Here is a 15,744-nt window from a genome sequence, read left to right as displayed (position 1 = left end):
CAATATATATGAGTTTCTTTAAAGACTTACTTGCCGGTATCTTCGGCAACAAGTCACAGAACGACCTCAAGCAGATATACCCCATCGTCGATCAGATCAAGTCGACCTACGAGACGATCGATCAGCTGAGCCATGATGAGCTGAGGGCTCACACCGCTCGTATGAGACAGGATCTCCGCGACCATGTCGCCGAGGAGCAGAGCCAGATCGCAGAGCTGAAGGCTAAGGTCGACAGCGCTGAGCTGAGCGAGCGTGAGGCGCTGTGGGAGCAGATCGATGTGCTGGAGGAGAAGGTGAAAGATAAGCTGGAGGATAAGCTCAATGAGATCCTCCCCGAGGCCTTTGCCGTCATGAAGTCCACTGCGCGGCGCTTCGCAGAGAATAGCGAGATCGTCGTAACGGCGACGCAGTATGACCGGGATCTCTCTGTAGAGCACGACTTCGTCACCATCGACGGGGACAAGGCGATCTACAAGAATGAGTGGGAGGCCGGTGGCAACCTCACCAAGTGGGACATGGTCCACTACGACGTGCAGCTGATCGGCGGTATCGTCCTCCATCAGGGTAAGATCGCCGAGATGGCGACCGGTGAGGGTAAGACTCTGGTGGCGACGCTGCCGGTCTTCCTCAACGCCCTCTCCGGCAATGGCGTCCATGTGGTGACGGTCAATGACTACCTCTCCAAGCGTGATGAAGAGTGGATGGGACCGCTGTACCAGTTCCATGGCCTCACCGTCGACTGCATCGACAAGCATGAGCCCAACTCTATGGAGCGCAAGCGGGCGTACGACTGCGACATCACCTTTGGGACCAATAACGAATTTGGTTTTGACTACCTGCGTGACAATATGGCACGTCGTCCGGAGGACATGGTACAGAGGGTCCACAACTATGCCATCGTCGATGAGGTGGACTCCGTGCTGATCGATGATGCCCGTACACCTCTGATCATCTCCGGTCCGGTGGAGTCTAAGGGGGATCAGATGTTTGAGGAGTTCCGCGAGGATGTGGAGTCAGTTGTCAATGCTCAGCGGACGCTCTGTACCCGGCTCCTCAACGAGGCAAAGAAGAAGATCGCGAGCGACGACCCCAAGGAGGTCGACGAGGGCTATCTCCTGCTCTTCCGGAGCTACAAGGGTCTGCCGAAGTACAAGCCGCTGATCAAGTTCCTCAGTACCGAGGGCGTGAAGAAGCGCCTCCTGGATACGGAGGGCTTCTACATGCAGGACAACAACCGCGAGATGCATGTGGTGACCGATCCGCTCTACTTTGTCGTAGATGAGAAGAATAACCAGATCGAGCTGACCGATAAGGGCTTCGACCTGCTGTCTCAGAAGAATGAGGACCCCGCCTTCTTCGTCCTACCCGATATTGCCGCCCAGATGTCTGAGCTGGAGAATAAGGAGATTAGCGAGGAGGAGAAGGCCGGCACAAAGGACGAGCTGCTGACCAATTACTCCGTCAAGAGTGAGCGTGTCCATACCGTCCAGCAGCTGCTAAAGGCTTACACCCTCTTCGATCGAGACGACCAGTACGTCGTGATCGACAATCAGGTGATGATCGTCGACGAGCAGACCGGTCGTATCATGAACGGACGCCGCTACTCCGATGGACTTCATCAGGCGATCGAGGCGAAGGAGCACGTACAGGTGCAGCAGGCCTCGCAGACCAAGGCGACGATCACGCTGCAGAATTACTTCCGCATGTATCACAAGCTCGCCGGTATGACCGGTACGGCAGAGACGGAGGCGAAGGAGTTTTGGGACATCTACAAGCTCGATGTCGTCGTGATCCCGACCAATCGCCCGGTGATCCGCAGGGATGAGAATGACCGCATCTACAAGACGGCGAAGGCGAAGTACAACGCTGTCATCGACGAGATCCAGGCGATTACCGAAGCGGGTCGACCGGTTCTGGTCGGTACCACGTCGGTCGAGATCTCAGAGCTACTCAGCAGGATGCTCGACCTAAGACACATCCCGCACAATGTGCTTAATGCAAAGCTCTTCCAGAAGGAGGCAGACATCGTCGCTCAGGCGGGTCAGTCGAGTACGGTAACCATTGCCACCAATATGGCCGGTCGTGGTACCGATATCAAGCTATCCCCCGAGGTGAAGGAGGCGGGCGGTCTCGCCATCATCGGTACTGAGCGACATGAGTCCCGCCGTGTCGACCGCCAGCTGCGTGGTCGAGCAGGACGTCAGGGGGACCCGGGGTCGTCCGTCTTCTTTGTCTCTTTGGAGGACAAGCTGATGCGCCTCTTCGGCTCGGATCGTATGGCGAAGGTGCTCTCTACCATGGGACTCAAGGATGACGATATGCTCGTCTCTAAGCAGCTCAGCAATACAGTCGAGAATGCTCAGAAGAAGGTGGAGGAGAATAACTACGGCATCCGTAAGCACCTCCTCGAGTACGACGATGTGAAGAACGCCCAGCGTAAGGTGATCTACACCCGTCGCCGTCACGCCCTTATGGGTGAGCGCATCGGACTCGACGTGATGAATACGCTCGAGCAGTCCGCGATCTATCTCGCCACGAAGCATGCGGGAGGCTCCTTTGACGACTTCCGCACTGAGGTCTACAAGGTCTTTGCCATCGAGTGTCCGGTCTCCGAGACCGAGTTTAAGGGACTCGAGGCTAATGATATTGCAGCCCGTCTGCTGGATGAGGCCTCTGCCACGCTGAAGCGACGTATGGACCGGATGGCAGAGCAGGCTGATCCGGCACTGCAGGCTTTCTATAAGGAGCACGGCTCTCAGGTGGAGCAGATCTATGTCCCCGTCACTGATGGTCGTCTGATGTACAATGTGGTGACCAATCTGAAGGAGGCGGTAGAGAGCAACTCGCAGAGCATCTCCAAGTCCTTCATGAAGACGATCCTCCTCTACACGATCGACGAGGCATGGGAGCGTCATCTGCTGGCGATGGATGAGCTGCAGAATGCCGTCCGCACCGCTTCGTATGAGAATAAGGACCCGCTGGTGATCTTTAAGGTCGAGGCGTATGACCTCTTCAAGCGCATGATCGATGACCTCAATGTGAAGATCACCGAGATCATCATGCGCGGTCACATCAATATCGCCACCCCTGAGGAGCAGGAGGCACGTCGTCAGGCGCAGGCAGCGAGAGCCGCCGCCATGGCACGAGCAGCCGCCGCTCAGCAGCAGGTGAGGATCGGGGAGCACCACGATGATCCTCGTGCCAATGACCGCAGTCGCTACCGTGAGCAGAAGGATGACTACCAGCAGCAGGCGGAGCAGCGCACCGAGGCTGGTCGCGCCGCCTCCGAGGCTGCTCAGGCGAATAACACCCCCTACCGAGCTGCCAAGAAGGTGGGCCGTAACGACCCCTGCCCCTGTGGCAGCGGTAAGAAGTTTAAGAACTGCCACGGCCGCAACCTCTGACCGTAACTAAGCACGATATTTACTTAATCTAAGGACAGCCATGACGTACCCTGACTCCGGTGGAGATACAGTGGAGCGGAGTGGCTGTCCTTTTTTATACACCACATATGATATACTCAATGACCGGCTACGGGAGGGCTGAGCGGAGCGGTGAGGGAAGGAAGGTCACCGTGGAGATCTACTCTGTCAATAGCAAGAATGCGGATGTCAATGTCCATCTCCCCAATTACCTCCGAGCTCTGGAGCAGGAGATCCGCAAGACCACTACCAATCGATGCCTGAGAGGCAAGATGGACGTCTACATCAGCGTCGACCATCTCGAGACACAGGCGCCACTCACCATCGATGAGCGTGTCGCGACCACCTACTGGGAGCGACTGCAGCAGCTGAGCGCAGATACCGGCATTCCCCTGCCCAGGGATCCCATGAGTCTGATCATCGGCTTCCAGGGCGTGGTCCGCACGGCCGAGCTCGACCAGGCAGAGACGGAGAGTGACGGTCGCATCGTGATGGAGACGCTCTCAGAGGCGATCGACCACTTCACTGCCTTCCGGGCACAGGAGGGTGAGTCGCTCTACCGAGTCTTCCAGGAGAATATCGAGGCGATCCGGACGCTCATCAGCTCCACTGAGCCCTACGAGCAGGAGCGCATTGACACAGTCCGCGAGAGGCTGGAGACAGAGCTCCGTCGTGTGACGCAGAATAACTACGATGCCAGCCGACTCGAGCAGGAGATGATCTACTACATCGACAAGCTCGACGTGCACGAGGAGCGGAATAGGCTCATCAACCACCTCTCCTACTTCGAGACCACCATGGACGGTGAGGTCGGACAGGGACGCAAGCTCGGCTTTATCGCTCAGGAGATCGGTCGGGAGATCAATACCTTCGGCTCCAAGAGCAACCACGCCACGCTCCAGAAGATCACCGTAAAGATGAAGGATCATCTCGAGCAGATCAAGGAGCAGGTCCTCAACGTCCTCTGATCCCCCATGCACTTGCTCTATCCTCATCGGAGCCTCTACTGCTGTCGGATCCTCCGTCGGCTCCGCTACGGGAGGGGACACGGCGTCCACTCGCCGATGGCGTACCGGATGGTCTGCTCTGTCGTGCAGCCGAGGTATGAGTACTACCTCCCCACACCGGAGCGGGACCGACTGGCGCTCTGGTATAGGCTTATTGCCCGCCTGGACTATGTGGTGACTGCCTATGGCGAGACCACTCCGGATCGGCAGGCGGCGATGGACTACGCCGCTCTCGCAGACAGCCGCATGAGGACTCTGCCGCTGAGTGACCTCGGGACGATGGATCGCGCGCTGCTCTATACCGACAGTGCCGAGGAGGCCCTTCGCTTCCTACAGGTGCAGGGTAGGGCGGTCCTGCTGACCGATGTCCGACGGGACAGGGCTGCTGAGGAGCGACTGCGAGACTTGGTTGCCCACCTGACTTGCGGGGTGGTGATCGACCTGTACGACCATGCCCTGCTATTTAGCAAGAATGATAACCTTTACATTTACCGTAGTACAGTATAAAAATGGACGAAAAAAAGAAAAGCAAGCTCTACACCGGTCGTGGCGATAAGGGGAAAACCTCTCTCGTCGGCGGTAAGCGAGTCTCCAAGGCATCTCCGAGGCTGAATGCCTACGGCCAGCTCGATGAGCTCAATTCATTCATCGGACTGCTCCGTGCCGAGCTGCCCTCCTCTCTTGGGCAGGATGATCTGCTGCAGGAGATCCAGGAGCGACTCTTCACCTGCGGCACACACATTGCGACGGACACAACTGACCCGGAGCTGCTGAAGTACTGCGGCAGCGGACTCTCCGAGGAGGACATCCGCCACCTGGAGCAGATGGTCGATCGGCTCGATGGAGAGCTGCCGAAGCTGAAGCAATTCATCCTCCCCGCCGGAGGTCGAGCCGCCTCCGTAGCGCACATCTGCCGCACGGTGGCACGGCGGTCAGAGCGGGACATCTACGCCTTCCTCGAGGCAGAGCCGACGGCTGAGATCGATCCCTCTGTCCTGCAGTACATCAATCGCCTGAGTGACTACTTCTTCGTACTCGGACGCACTGCCGCTCGTGCTGAGGGTGGTCAGGAGGTGGTCTGGAGGGGGAGCAAAGAAGTCTTCTGAAGCCGTTCGGACCGTCACCACATTTCCCTGCCCACTTCTCGCCAATCTCTAATACCGGTAATAGAGAATTCTAATACCGATATTAGTGAAGTCTATTACCGGTATTAGTATTCTCTCTTATCGGTAATAGATTGCACCCCTGATGAAGGTGCTCGGGGGAGGGGGTGGTGTGCCGTTTGATTTGGTATATTTGCGTAATGAAAGGACGGACGTAAGCGTGACGAAGCGCTGAGGAGAGGGGGCTGGGAGATCGGCTCTCAGATCTCTCGCCTGCTTCTGAAGAAAGCTAACGCCATCCGAGATAGTCAAAATAAGTTGTGGTAGATAGACATGTCGACTAAGCCCAAGAAATCGCATCGGGTCCCGGTGACCGGCTCTACATTCCTCAGTACAGTCAGTATCTGTGCTGTACTCTTCCTGATCGGACTCGTGGCGATGATCGGGCTGGTGGGGCGTGGCCTGGGGGACTACATCCGCGAGAGTCTCAGCTACACCGTACTGCTCGATCCGGAGAGTCCCGATGCCGACATCGTCTCCATGCGTGATAAGATCTCCTCCAGACCGTATACTAAGGAGGTGAGCTATTACTCCAAGGAGGAGGCGATGCAGGAGCTGGCTGAGGAGCTGGGGGAGAATCCTGAGGACTTCCTCGGGTGGAACCCTCTCTCGCCTACGCTGGAGGTGCATGTCCTCTCAGAGTACGCCGCCAGTCCGGACAGTATCGAGCTGGTGGCTAAGGAGCTGCAGTCCTTCCCTATCGCTCAGACGGTCTCCTACCGCAAGGACCTGGTCGATGAGCTCAATCGCAATCTCAGCACCATCGCCCTGATCATGGGTGCGCTGGCGCTGCTCCTGCTGGTGATCTCGGTCGTTCTGATCAATAATACGATCCGCCTGCGGGTCTATGCCAAACGCTTCATCATCTACACCATGCGATTAGTGGGGGCGACCGGCTCCTTTATCCGCCGCCCCTTCATCGCCTCGGGCATAAGGAGTGGGGTGGTGGCAGCGGTGGTTGCCATCGGGCTGATGGTCTGGTGCCGCTACTACCTCCTGACAAAGTATCCGATCCTCAGCGGTGTGCTGTCTACACAGAATATGGTGATCGCCGGGGCAGTCGTGCTGGTCTCAGGGATACTGATCTCCTGGATCGCCTCTGCCGCTGCTGTCAGTCGGTATCTCAAGATGGATGAGGATCGTCTCTATCGTGCCTGAGAGCGGGCCATCAAGACATAAAGCTATGAGTAAAGATAAGGGTAAGAAAACGAACTTTGAGACCTACGGCTTCGGGAGAGTCAATCTCCTGATCCTCCTCGGCTCACTCCTTCTCCTGATCATCGGGTACCTGCTGATGAGCGGAGGTGCCTCCACGGATGGGGTCACTTTTAATCCTGAGGTCTTCAGTCCCCTACGCATCCGCGTGGCTCCGCTGGTCTGTATGCTGGGATATGCCGGCATCGCCGTGGCGATCCTATGGCGGAAACGAAGCGACTATAAGGGGAGCGACTCCGTCGAGGAGACTCCCTCTGACGACACCACCAAGCCTACTGAGTGATGACAGTTGTCCAAGCCATTATCCTCGCCATCGTCGAGGGTCTGACAGAGTTTCTGCCGGTCTCCAGTACCGGTCACTTAGTGATCGCTCAGTCCCTGATGGGGATCGAGAGTACGCCTTTCGTGAAGGCCTTCACCGTCATGATCCAGTTCGGAGCCATCCTCTCCGTGGTGGTGCTCTACTGGAAGCGTTTCTTCGACTTCAGGGTGGCACCGGAGATGGATCACCCTGATGTGCCGACGTGGAAGCGAAACGTGAGCCGCTTCCGCTTCTACATAGCTCTCCTGATCGGCCTCTTGCCGGCAGTCGTGCTGGGTTTGCTCTTCGGCGACTGGGTGGATCATGCTCTCGGCTCGGTGTGGATCATCGCAGTCAATCTCCTCATTGGAGGTGTGGTGATGCTCTTCATCGACAAGTGGCTCCATAAGGGAAGCCACGGGCGGGAGATTACTTACAAGAATGCCTTTGTCGTCGGTCTCTTCCAGACCATCGCTATGTTTATGCCGGGGATGTCTCGCTCTATGAGTACGATTGTCGGTGGTATGGTGGCGGGGATGGATCGGAAGCGGGCAGCTGAGTTTAGCTTCTTTCTCGCTGTGCCAACGATGCTGGGTGCCACCTGCTACGAGGTGCTGAAGTTCTGGAAGTCCGGCGAGCTGTCGGTACTCTCCGATCATATGGGCCTATTAGTGGTGGGTAATGTGATCTCTTTCGTCGTGGCATTGGCTGCGATCCGTTTCTTCATCACCTTTGTGCAGAAGCACACCTTTGCCTCTTTTGGTTGGTATCGCATCGTCGTCGCGGGTGTCATCCTGACGATGCTGGGCTTGGGCATGGATCTTGCTGTTTTCTAAGTGAGGGTTATGGACGGTAGAGAGGAGCGACTGACTCGAGCGGTCTATCAGATAGGCGCTGAGCGGGGACGCAGGCGTGTCGCACCGCCTAATCCCTTCAGCGACGGGATGATCATCTCTGTAGATAAGCCGCTCGGCTGGACCAGCTTTGACTTGGTCAATCTCTTTCGTCGACTCGCCTGCACGGAGCTCAATCTGAAGCGGCTCAAGGTCGGACATGCCGGTACACTTGATCCTCTGGCCACAGGTGTGGTAGTGCTCTGTACCGGGCGCTTCACCAAGCGCATTGAGGAGCTGCAGGATCACGACAAGTGCTACGAGGCGACGATAAGACTGGGCGCCACCACGCCGAGCTTTGACTTGGAGCACTCCATAGACGCCTTTTTCCCCTACGATCACCTCACAGAGGAGGAGATACGTACAGCTCTGCGCTCGTACGAGGGGGAGATCGACCAAGTGCCGCCTGCCTACTCCGCTGCGAAGATAGGCGGCGAGCGTGCCTATATGATTGCGCGCCGGGGGGATGAGGTGGAGCTGCCGGCTAAGCGGGTCCGCTTTGATCGGATCGAGCTGCTGAGCTACGAGGCGCCGCTGGCACGGGTACGGGTAACGGGGGGCAAGGGGATCTTCATCCGCGCGCTGGCTCGTGACCTGGGCGAGCAGCTCGGCTGTGGGGCTCATCTCACGCGACTGCGTCGGACTCGGGTCGGCGACCGAAGCGTGGAGGATTGCATCCGTCCGGAGGACTTTGAGTCATTTATCCGGCAGACGCTGGATGTCTACGCCTCCGTCCACCAGACCGACCTGAGGGCGTGGCGGGATCGTATTGCTGCTGAGGGGGAGAATAGATAAAATCAATTTTAGAGACACTGATATATGAAGTTGTCACAATTTGGCTTCAAGCTGCCCAAGAAACTGATTGCTCAGCATCCGACAGACTTTCGTGATGAGTCTCGGATGATGGTGCTCCACCGCAAGAGTGGGGAGATCGAGCATAGACAGTTTAAGGATCTGATCGAGTACTTCTCAGAGGACGACGTGATTGTCCTCAATAATGCGAAGGTCTTCCCTGCCCACCTCGTGGGTCATAAGGAGAAGACGAATGCCCGCATCGAGGTATTCCTGATGCGCGAGCTGAAGGCTGAGAACTATCTCTGGGATGTCCTCGTGGATCCGGCTCGCAAGATCCGGATCGGGAATAAGCTTTTCTTTGGTGACGATGAGCGACTGGTCGCTGAGGTGATCGATAATACCACCTCTCGGGGCCGCACCCTTCGCTTCCTCTACGACGGAGATCATGACCACTTCATCCAGGATCTGAAGGACCTCGGCATGACGCCTCTGCCCGACTATATCAAGCGTGAGCCGACACCGGAGGATGCTGAGCGGTACCAGACCATTTACGCAGAGGCGGAGGGAGCTGTCGTGGGACCGTCGGCAGGGTTTCACTTTAGCCGCGAGCTGATGAAGCGCCTCGACCTGAAGGATGTCCACTTCGCCAAGCTCGAACTGAGCACCAGCCGTGTGATGTACGACGAGATCGACGTGGACGACCTGGCGAAGTACAAGATGGGATCCGAGCAGATCTCTATCACTCAGGAGTGCTGCGACGTGGTCAATAAGGCGCGAGTGGGAGGGCATAAGATATGTGGCGTAGGTACCTCGACGATGAAGGCACTGGAGACTGCGCTCAGCACCGATGGCTTTATCAAGCCCTATGGAGGCTGGACGGGGAAGTTTATCTACCCAGAGTACACCTTTGGCATCGCCAATAGTATGGTGACCGGTTTCCATATGCCATACTCCTCTACGCTGCTCACGGCGGTGGCCTTTGGTGGGTACGATCATATGATGAATGCGTACAAGGTGGCGATCAAGGAGGAGTACCGCTTTGGATGCTACGGTGATGCTATGCTCATCATCTGACACCTATGGAGCGCACCGCTTATATCGCTCTTGGGAGCAACTTGGGGGATCGCACCCACTACCTCTCCGAGGCCGCGCGGCTGATCGGTGAGCGGGTAGGGGACGTCCTCGCCGTCTCTTCTCCTATGGAGACGGAGCCGGTGGGCTTTGAGAGTGAGCATAAGTTCCTCAATCAAGTGCTCGCTGTCCGTACTTCGCTTGCCCCTCGTGCCCTCCTGACGGTGACGCGCGAGATCGAGCGGGAGCTGGGGCGTGAGCGGAAGAGCGTCGGCGGGATCCACTTCGACCGGACCTGCGATGTTGATATACTGATGATCGATGACCTGGTCTACCACGACGAGTGGCTGGAGATCCCTCATCCTCGTATGCGGGAGCGACTCTTCGTCCTCAAGCCTCTGGCTGAGATAGCGCCTGACGTGATCGACCCGGTCACCGGTAAGACCATCCGAGAGCTGCTATGGGACGTCTCTTAGGGCTGGATGTAGGGCGCAAGCGAACCGGTATGGCGGTGACAGATCCCCTGAGGATCATCCCCGACGGCATGGGCTATGCCTCCACGGGCGAGATCCCTGACCGAGTACGGAAATACTGTGAAAAGGAGGAGGTGGATGCGATCATCATCGGGCTACCTAAGCAGGCGGACAATACGCCCTCGGAGAGTGAGAAGTACATTACCCCGTTGATCAATAGGCTGCGTAAACTTTTGCCTACCATGCCCATCATAAGGTATGACGAGCGCTTCACTTCAGTGATCGCCAATCGGACCCTCCTCGAGAGCGGAATGGGGCGGATGAAGAGGCGGGAGAAAGGGCTGGTCGACGAGATCAGCGCCGTGATCATCCTGCGGGACTTCCTCGAGAGCAGGACCTATCGTGAGATGCAGGAGCGGGGAGAGATATAATAATGAATAGAATGTAAGCAATGGAACTACCTATATACGTCTACGGCACCGACATACTGAGAGAACCGACCAAGGAGGTGACTCCTGACCTGCCGGGTCTCCAGAAACTGATTGCCGATATGTACGACACCATGTACGCCTCCGATGGGATTGGGCTGGCCGCCCCGCAGGTGGGCAAGGCATTGCAGCTCTTTGTCATCGATGCATCGCCCCTCAAGGACGCCTATCCCGAGACGGCGGATATGAAGCACACCTTTATCAATGCGGAGGTGTTGGAGTATGGCACAGAGGAGGTGACCTTGGATGAGGGATGTCTCAGCCTTCCCGGTCTCAGCGAGCCGGTGAGTCGACCGACGATGGTGCGGGTGAAGTACCAGGATGAGAGCTTCGAGTGGCACGAGGAGACCTTCCGAGGCTTCAGCGCTCGGGTCTTCCAGCACGAGTTTGACCACACCCGCGGGATTCTCTTTACGGACAAGGTCCCCGCAATGCGCAAGGCCATGATCCGCAGTAAGCTCAAGAAGATGTCCCGCGGCAATGTCCGGGCGGACTACAAGATCATCACCAACAGCCGATAACTATCCGGGATGAGAGAGAGGATCCGCTTACGACTTTGGATGACTGCCCTACTGGTGGTCTGCCATCTCCTGCCCGCACACGCCCAGATCGACCCGACCCGGGTGATGACCATAGGGCAAAATGCGATCCTCTTCAAGGACTACGTCCTCGCCATCCAGTACTTCAATACCGCCATCCGGGTCGACTCCACCTCGGCACGCCCCTACTACTGGCGTGCGGTGGCGAAGTACAGCCTTGGGGATGTGAGGGGTGCCGAGCAGGATGCTTCCGTGAGCATCGGACGCAATCCCTTCATCTACGATGCCTATTACCTCCGCGCCCTCACCCGTCACACGCTGGGCGAGGACTCTCTGGCGCTTCAGGACTACAAGGTGGTGCTAGCCGACAATCCCGACAATCGGGGAGCGCTCCATAATGCCGCGGTTCTCTACACCTCCATGAAGGACAGTCTCTCCGCCCGTCGCCTCCTAGACCACCTCCATCGATTCCATCCCGACTATGCGGATGGCTATCTGATCGATGGCGGTCTCCGACTGCAGCAGGGGGATACCGTAGCGGCTCAGGGGCTCTTTGAGAAAGCGCTCGCCCTCTCGCCCACGCTGACCAATGCCCACCTCTCGATGGCGGATATCGCGTACAGCAGGCACGAGTACCGCAAGGCGGAGGACTACCTCGACAAGGCGATCCGCATCAATGCGAATGAGCCGATACTCTATACCAATAGAGCGCTCATCCGATACCAGCAAAATAACATGCGCGGAGCGATGGGCGACTACACGATGGCGGTGGAGCTGGACCCTAATAACCTAATTGCCCGCTACAATCGCGCTCTCCTCCGGACGCAGGTGGGGGAGCTCAATGGCGCACTCGACGACTTCAGCAGAGTGGTCATGCTGCAGCCCGACAATTACTTTGCGATTTTCAATCGCGCTTTAGTTGCCAATGAGCTCGGCAGCTACACTCTCGCCAAGTCCGACCTCACCAAGATCATTACCCGCTATCCAACCTTTGTCCCCGCCTTTGCCGAGCGCGCCAGAGCCAATATGGGTCTGGGGCAGACCCTTGAGGCAAAGAAGGACAATTACCTCGCCAGCAAGATGATGTACGATCCCGCTACCCGTCGCAAGGCGGAGCAGCAGCAGAAGGAGATGTCCGAGCTGCTGAAGGAGGATGCGGAGAATATGTACGCCGAGGGAGGCGCCCGCCAGGTTCGGGACGAGCGGGACGATAACATCCGCAAGTTCCGTCTCCTCGTCTACAACAGCCGAGAGAAGGGGTACAATGAGCTCTATGCCGAGGCGGAGGAGGGCGGCATCCGTGGTCGCGTGCAGGATCGAGACATGCCGGTGGAGCCGATGCCGCTCTTTACCCTCTCCTACTATATGAAGGAGGAGGCTCAGCCCCGACTCGGCAAAGAGCGGGACTACTCTGGCGAACTTCGTCTGCCGACGTCCGATCGTAAGATCTATGTGGTCAATGACCTCCCGGTACTCAATCAGCTCCAGTTTGACTACCACATGAGCCGCATCGACTCCTTCCCGCAGATGAGGCAGCAGGATCTCTTTGCTCTCGCTATGGATCAGGTGATGGTCAGTGACCATGCGGCGGCGGTGTCGACGCTCGACCGGGTGATCACTGAGCACCCCGACCAGCCCGATGCCTACCTCCAGCGCGGTGTCTCCCGCATCAAGGACTTCATCAATAGGGAGGCCGTCCGCCACACCCAGATCGACCTCGGCGTTGACGTCTCTAAGGCAGATCTCTCCAAGGACTACCTCCTCAGGAAAGCGGCCTACACCGCCTCCATAGAGGACTTCCGTAAGGTCCTCGACCTCGTCCCCGGCTACCTCCCCGCGCTCTACAACCTCGCCTATGCCTTCTATGGTATGGGACAGTACCACGAGGCGATCTCCACCCTCAGCGATCTGATCATCAGGGATCCCTCATTTGGTGACGCCTTCTTTGCCCGCGGACTTGCCTACTACGCCACGGGGGATAAGGAGAAGGGGGACGAGGACATGAGCCGCGCCGGCGCTCTCGGCGTCTTCGGCTCCTACAACATCATCAAGCGCATGCAGTAATGACAGACAGCAAGATCAATATCGCCCTCGACGGCTACTCCTCCTGTGGCAAGAGCACCATCGCGAAGCGTCTCGCCCGCTCCCTCGGCTACACCTACGTAGATACCGGCGCCATGTACCGGGGCGTCACGCTCTATGCCCTCCGTGAGGGACTCTTCAGTGGAGAGGAGCCGATGGTCGAGGAGATCATCCGCCGCCTCCCCCGGATAGAGATGCGCTTCGCCATCTACCCCGATGGTCAGCACCTTCTCCTCAATGGCGAGGATGTCGAGCGGGAGATCCGAGGCATGGAGGTCTCGGAGCATGTCAGCCCGATCGCTACCATACCGGAGGTCCGTGCCGCACTCACGAGGCAGCAGCAGGATATGGCGAAGGAGAAGGGGGTCGTGATGGACGGAAGGGATGTCGGTACCACCATCCTCCCCGATGCGGAGCTCAAGATCTTCGTCACCGCACGACCGGAGGTCCGTGCCTGCCGTCGCTTTGATGAGCTGACGGCAAAGGGCGAGTCGGTCACCTTCGACTCCGTGCTCGCTAACGTCCGAGAGCGGGACCGCATCGACTCCGGTCGCGCCGTCAGTCCCCTTCGGCAGGCTGAGGACGCCCTTGTCCTCGACAACTCCGATATGACCCTCGACCAGCAGCAGGCCTGGGTCGAGGAGCGGGTGAGGGAGCGCCTATGATCGACATTGAGATTAATAGCAAGTCCGGCTTCTGCTTCGGCGTTGTCACTGCGATCGAGAAGGCTGAGACCGAGCTCGAGGGTGGGCACTCGCTCTACTCCCTCGGCGACATTGTCCACAATAGTCAGGAGGTCTCCCGTCTCTCCGAGAAGGGACTCCGTCCGATCCGCTACGAGGATCTCAGCCGTATGAGGGACAAGCGGGTACTCTTCCGGGCGCACGGCGAACCGCCCGAGGTCTATGCCGAGGCACGCGCCCGCGGGCTGGAGATCATCGACGCCACCTGCCCGGTCGTCCTCTCCCTCCAGCGCAAGATCCGCAAGACTTATGAGAAAACCTCCCGCGAGGGAGGGCAGATCGTCATCTTCGGCAAGCTGGGGCATGCCGAGGTGAATGGACTCGTCGGTCAGACCGAGGGGCATGCGATCGTCGTCCAGTCGATCAGCGACGTGGAGGAGAAGGTCGACCTCAGTCGTCCCGTCTACCTCTTCAGCCAGACCACCATGGACGGCAAGGCTTACCGGGAGCTCGTCGGCTTTATCAGCGACCATCTCGCCCCCGGGGTCCCTCTCGAGAGCCATGACACCATCTGCCGTCAGGTCGCCAATCGGATGAAGGACCTCACCGACTTCGCCAAGAGCAAGGACGTGATCTACTTCATCGCCGGCAAGAATAGCAGCAATGGTAAGGTGCTCTACCACACCGCCCTGCAGGCCAACCCCCACACCTACTTCATCTCCGACCCCTCCGAGATCACCGACCCCCTCCCACCAGAGGTCCGGACGGTGGGCGTCACCGGCGCTACCTCCACCCCCATGTGGCAGATGGAGCAGGTCCGTGACCGCCTGCGGGAGCTCAATCCCTGATCCCGACCGTAGTCGGTCTATCCCCCTATTCATCCAAATTGCTAAGCAAAGCCTGATCGGCATCCCCGGTCAGGTCACTTCGTCGTACCCATTGCCCAGGTCTCTCTTACCGCAACGGTCTTCTGAAGAGTTAGACTGATGGGGGAGCGAGATTTCCCCCTTTGGAATAGCTTCATATACTGCCCGGATCAGTACAGCGCATTAGTGCCTACCACATTATGCAGGAGGAGTCTCGATCTTAGAAAAGGGAACCCTATGTCACGTATGCTTACAGGTTTGGGAATCAGCGTGTAGGGTTCGCTCGTTTCTTTTACCGGTATTAGACTCATCTATTACCGGTATTAGTCGACACTAATAGCGGTAATAGTGATCACTAATACCGACATAAGTCTGAGGTCATATCCCGTTAGTCCTGTTTTTCGGACAGGGGTGACGCATTTGAGCATTGGGGTAATCATATACCTAGAGGGCTTATCCGTGAGGCACCCGAAGGGTGCTCGCTCCATAGGCATCGGTCATCCGCGAAGCGGTGACCGATGTACAAAGACCCTTCCCTACCCCCTCGACCCCTTGTGGGTCGCCGAGCATAGCCTTCAGCGACCCCGCCATGGTGTCGCACATACCAGTCAGTCAATCAGTGCGACACCCTAGCGGGGTCGCGGGATCGCGAGCAACGCCTGACCCCCGGGTCGTCGGGGCTACGCCCCTCGACCCGGGTCTAAAAAGCGGGCACCCCTGTCGGGGTGCTTCGTTCACCACTCTTT

At 57.9% G+C, this 15,744-nt stretch carries 15 protein-coding genes; all 15 read left to right on the top strand.

Annotated elements, in window-relative coordinates; translation table 11 throughout:
• The first annotated feature begins 8 nt into the window (after positions 1 to 8).
• The 15 genes from secA (at position 9) to B088_RS02000 (ending at position 14,980) form a co-directional block, all read left to right on the top strand.
• Complete coding sequence (secA, locus tag B088_RS02070) at positions 9 to 3,404, top strand: preprotein translocase subunit SecA (RefSeq protein ID WP_018106752.1); 3,396 nt, start codon at positions 9 to 11, stop codon at positions 3,402 to 3,404.
• A gap of 107 nt (positions 3,405 to 3,511) precedes the next feature.
• Positions 3,512 to 4,390, top strand: a complete 879-nt coding sequence (locus tag B088_RS02065; RefSeq protein ID WP_025081805.1) for a YicC/YloC family endoribonuclease — start codon at positions 3,512 to 3,514, stop codon at positions 4,388 to 4,390.
• A 6-nt stretch (positions 4,391 to 4,396) separates the two neighbouring features.
• Positions 4,397 to 4,936 carry a hypothetical protein gene (locus tag B088_RS02060; protein ID WP_018106750.1) on the top strand — a complete coding sequence of 180 codons (540 nt, stop codon included), beginning with the start codon at positions 4,397 to 4,399 and terminating at the stop codon, positions 4,934 to 4,936.
• A 2-nt stretch (positions 4,937 to 4,938) separates the two neighbouring features.
• Positions 4,939 to 5,535, top strand: a complete 597-nt coding sequence (locus B088_RS02055) for a cob(I)yrinic acid a,c-diamide adenosyltransferase (RefSeq protein WP_018106749.1) — start codon at positions 4,939 to 4,941, stop codon at positions 5,533 to 5,535.
• 330 nt (positions 5,536 to 5,865) lie between these two features.
• Positions 5,866 to 6,750, top strand: coding sequence for a cell division protein FtsX (locus B088_RS02050; protein ID WP_018106748.1), 885 nt, complete (start codon positions 5,866 to 5,868; stop codon positions 6,748 to 6,750).
• A gap of 25 nt (positions 6,751 to 6,775) precedes the next feature.
• Positions 6,776 to 7,090, top strand: coding sequence for a DUF3098 domain-containing protein (locus tag B088_RS02045; protein ID WP_018106747.1), 315 nt, complete (start codon positions 6,776 to 6,778; stop codon positions 7,088 to 7,090).
• Positions 7,090 to 7,944 (top strand): undecaprenyl-diphosphate phosphatase, encoded by an 855-nt coding sequence (locus B088_RS02040; protein ID WP_018106746.1) that lies wholly within the window; start codon positions 7,090 to 7,092, stop codon positions 7,942 to 7,944. The genes B088_RS02045 and B088_RS02040 overlap by 1 nt, the downstream gene beginning before the upstream one ends.
• Before the next feature lie 9 nt (positions 7,945 to 7,953).
• Positions 7,954 to 8,796, top strand: coding sequence for a tRNA pseudouridine(55) synthase TruB (gene truB, locus B088_RS02035; RefSeq protein ID WP_018106745.1), 843 nt, complete (start codon positions 7,954 to 7,956; stop codon positions 8,794 to 8,796).
• 24 nt (positions 8,797 to 8,820) lie between these two features.
• Positions 8,821 to 9,870, top strand: a complete 1,050-nt coding sequence (queA, locus tag B088_RS02030) for a tRNA preQ1(34) S-adenosylmethionine ribosyltransferase-isomerase QueA (RefSeq protein WP_018106744.1) — start codon at positions 8,821 to 8,823, stop codon at positions 9,868 to 9,870.
• A 5-nt stretch (positions 9,871 to 9,875) separates the two neighbouring features.
• Positions 9,876 to 10,343 (top strand): 2-amino-4-hydroxy-6-hydroxymethyldihydropteridine diphosphokinase, encoded by a 468-nt coding sequence (folK, locus tag B088_RS02025; RefSeq protein WP_018106743.1) that lies wholly within the window; start codon positions 9,876 to 9,878, stop codon positions 10,341 to 10,343.
• A complete protein-coding gene (gene ruvX, locus B088_RS02020; protein ID WP_018106742.1) occupies positions 10,328 to 10,771 on the top strand; it encodes a Holliday junction resolvase RuvX in 444 nt (147 codons plus the stop codon). The genes folK and ruvX overlap by 16 nt, the downstream gene beginning before the upstream one ends.
• Before the next feature lie 20 nt (positions 10,772 to 10,791).
• Positions 10,792 to 11,349: a peptide deformylase gene (gene def, locus B088_RS02015; RefSeq protein WP_018106741.1), complete on the top strand. Its 558-nt coding sequence runs from the start codon at positions 10,792 to 10,794 to the stop codon at positions 11,347 to 11,349.
• Positions 11,350 to 11,358: 9 nt separating this feature from the next.
• The gene (locus B088_RS02010; protein ID WP_155802250.1) at positions 11,359 to 13,431 is read left to right on the top strand and encodes a tetratricopeptide repeat protein; all 2,073 of its coding nucleotides are present in this window, start codon (positions 11,359 to 11,361) and stop codon (positions 13,429 to 13,431) included.
• On the top strand, positions 13,431 to 14,114 hold the full coding sequence (cmk, locus tag B088_RS02005; protein WP_018106739.1) for a (d)CMP kinase: 684 nt from the start codon (positions 13,431 to 13,433) through the stop codon (positions 14,112 to 14,114). The genes B088_RS02010 and cmk overlap by 1 nt, the downstream gene beginning before the upstream one ends.
• Complete coding sequence (locus B088_RS02000) at positions 14,111 to 14,980, top strand: 4-hydroxy-3-methylbut-2-enyl diphosphate reductase (protein WP_018106738.1); 870 nt, start codon at positions 14,111 to 14,113, stop codon at positions 14,978 to 14,980. The genes cmk and B088_RS02000 overlap by 4 nt, the downstream gene beginning before the upstream one ends.
• Positions 14,981 to 15,744 lie beyond the last annotated feature (764 nt).

It is taken from the genome of Porphyromonas bennonis DSM 23058 = JCM 16335 (genome assembly GCF_000375645.1).
In the GTDB taxonomy this organism is placed as follows: Bacteria; Bacteroidota; Bacteroidia; order Bacteroidales; family Porphyromonadaceae; genus Porphyromonas_A; species Porphyromonas_A bennonis.
Note: the sequence above shows the minus strand (reverse complement) of the source record. Positions and strands in the feature narration are given on the sequence as shown.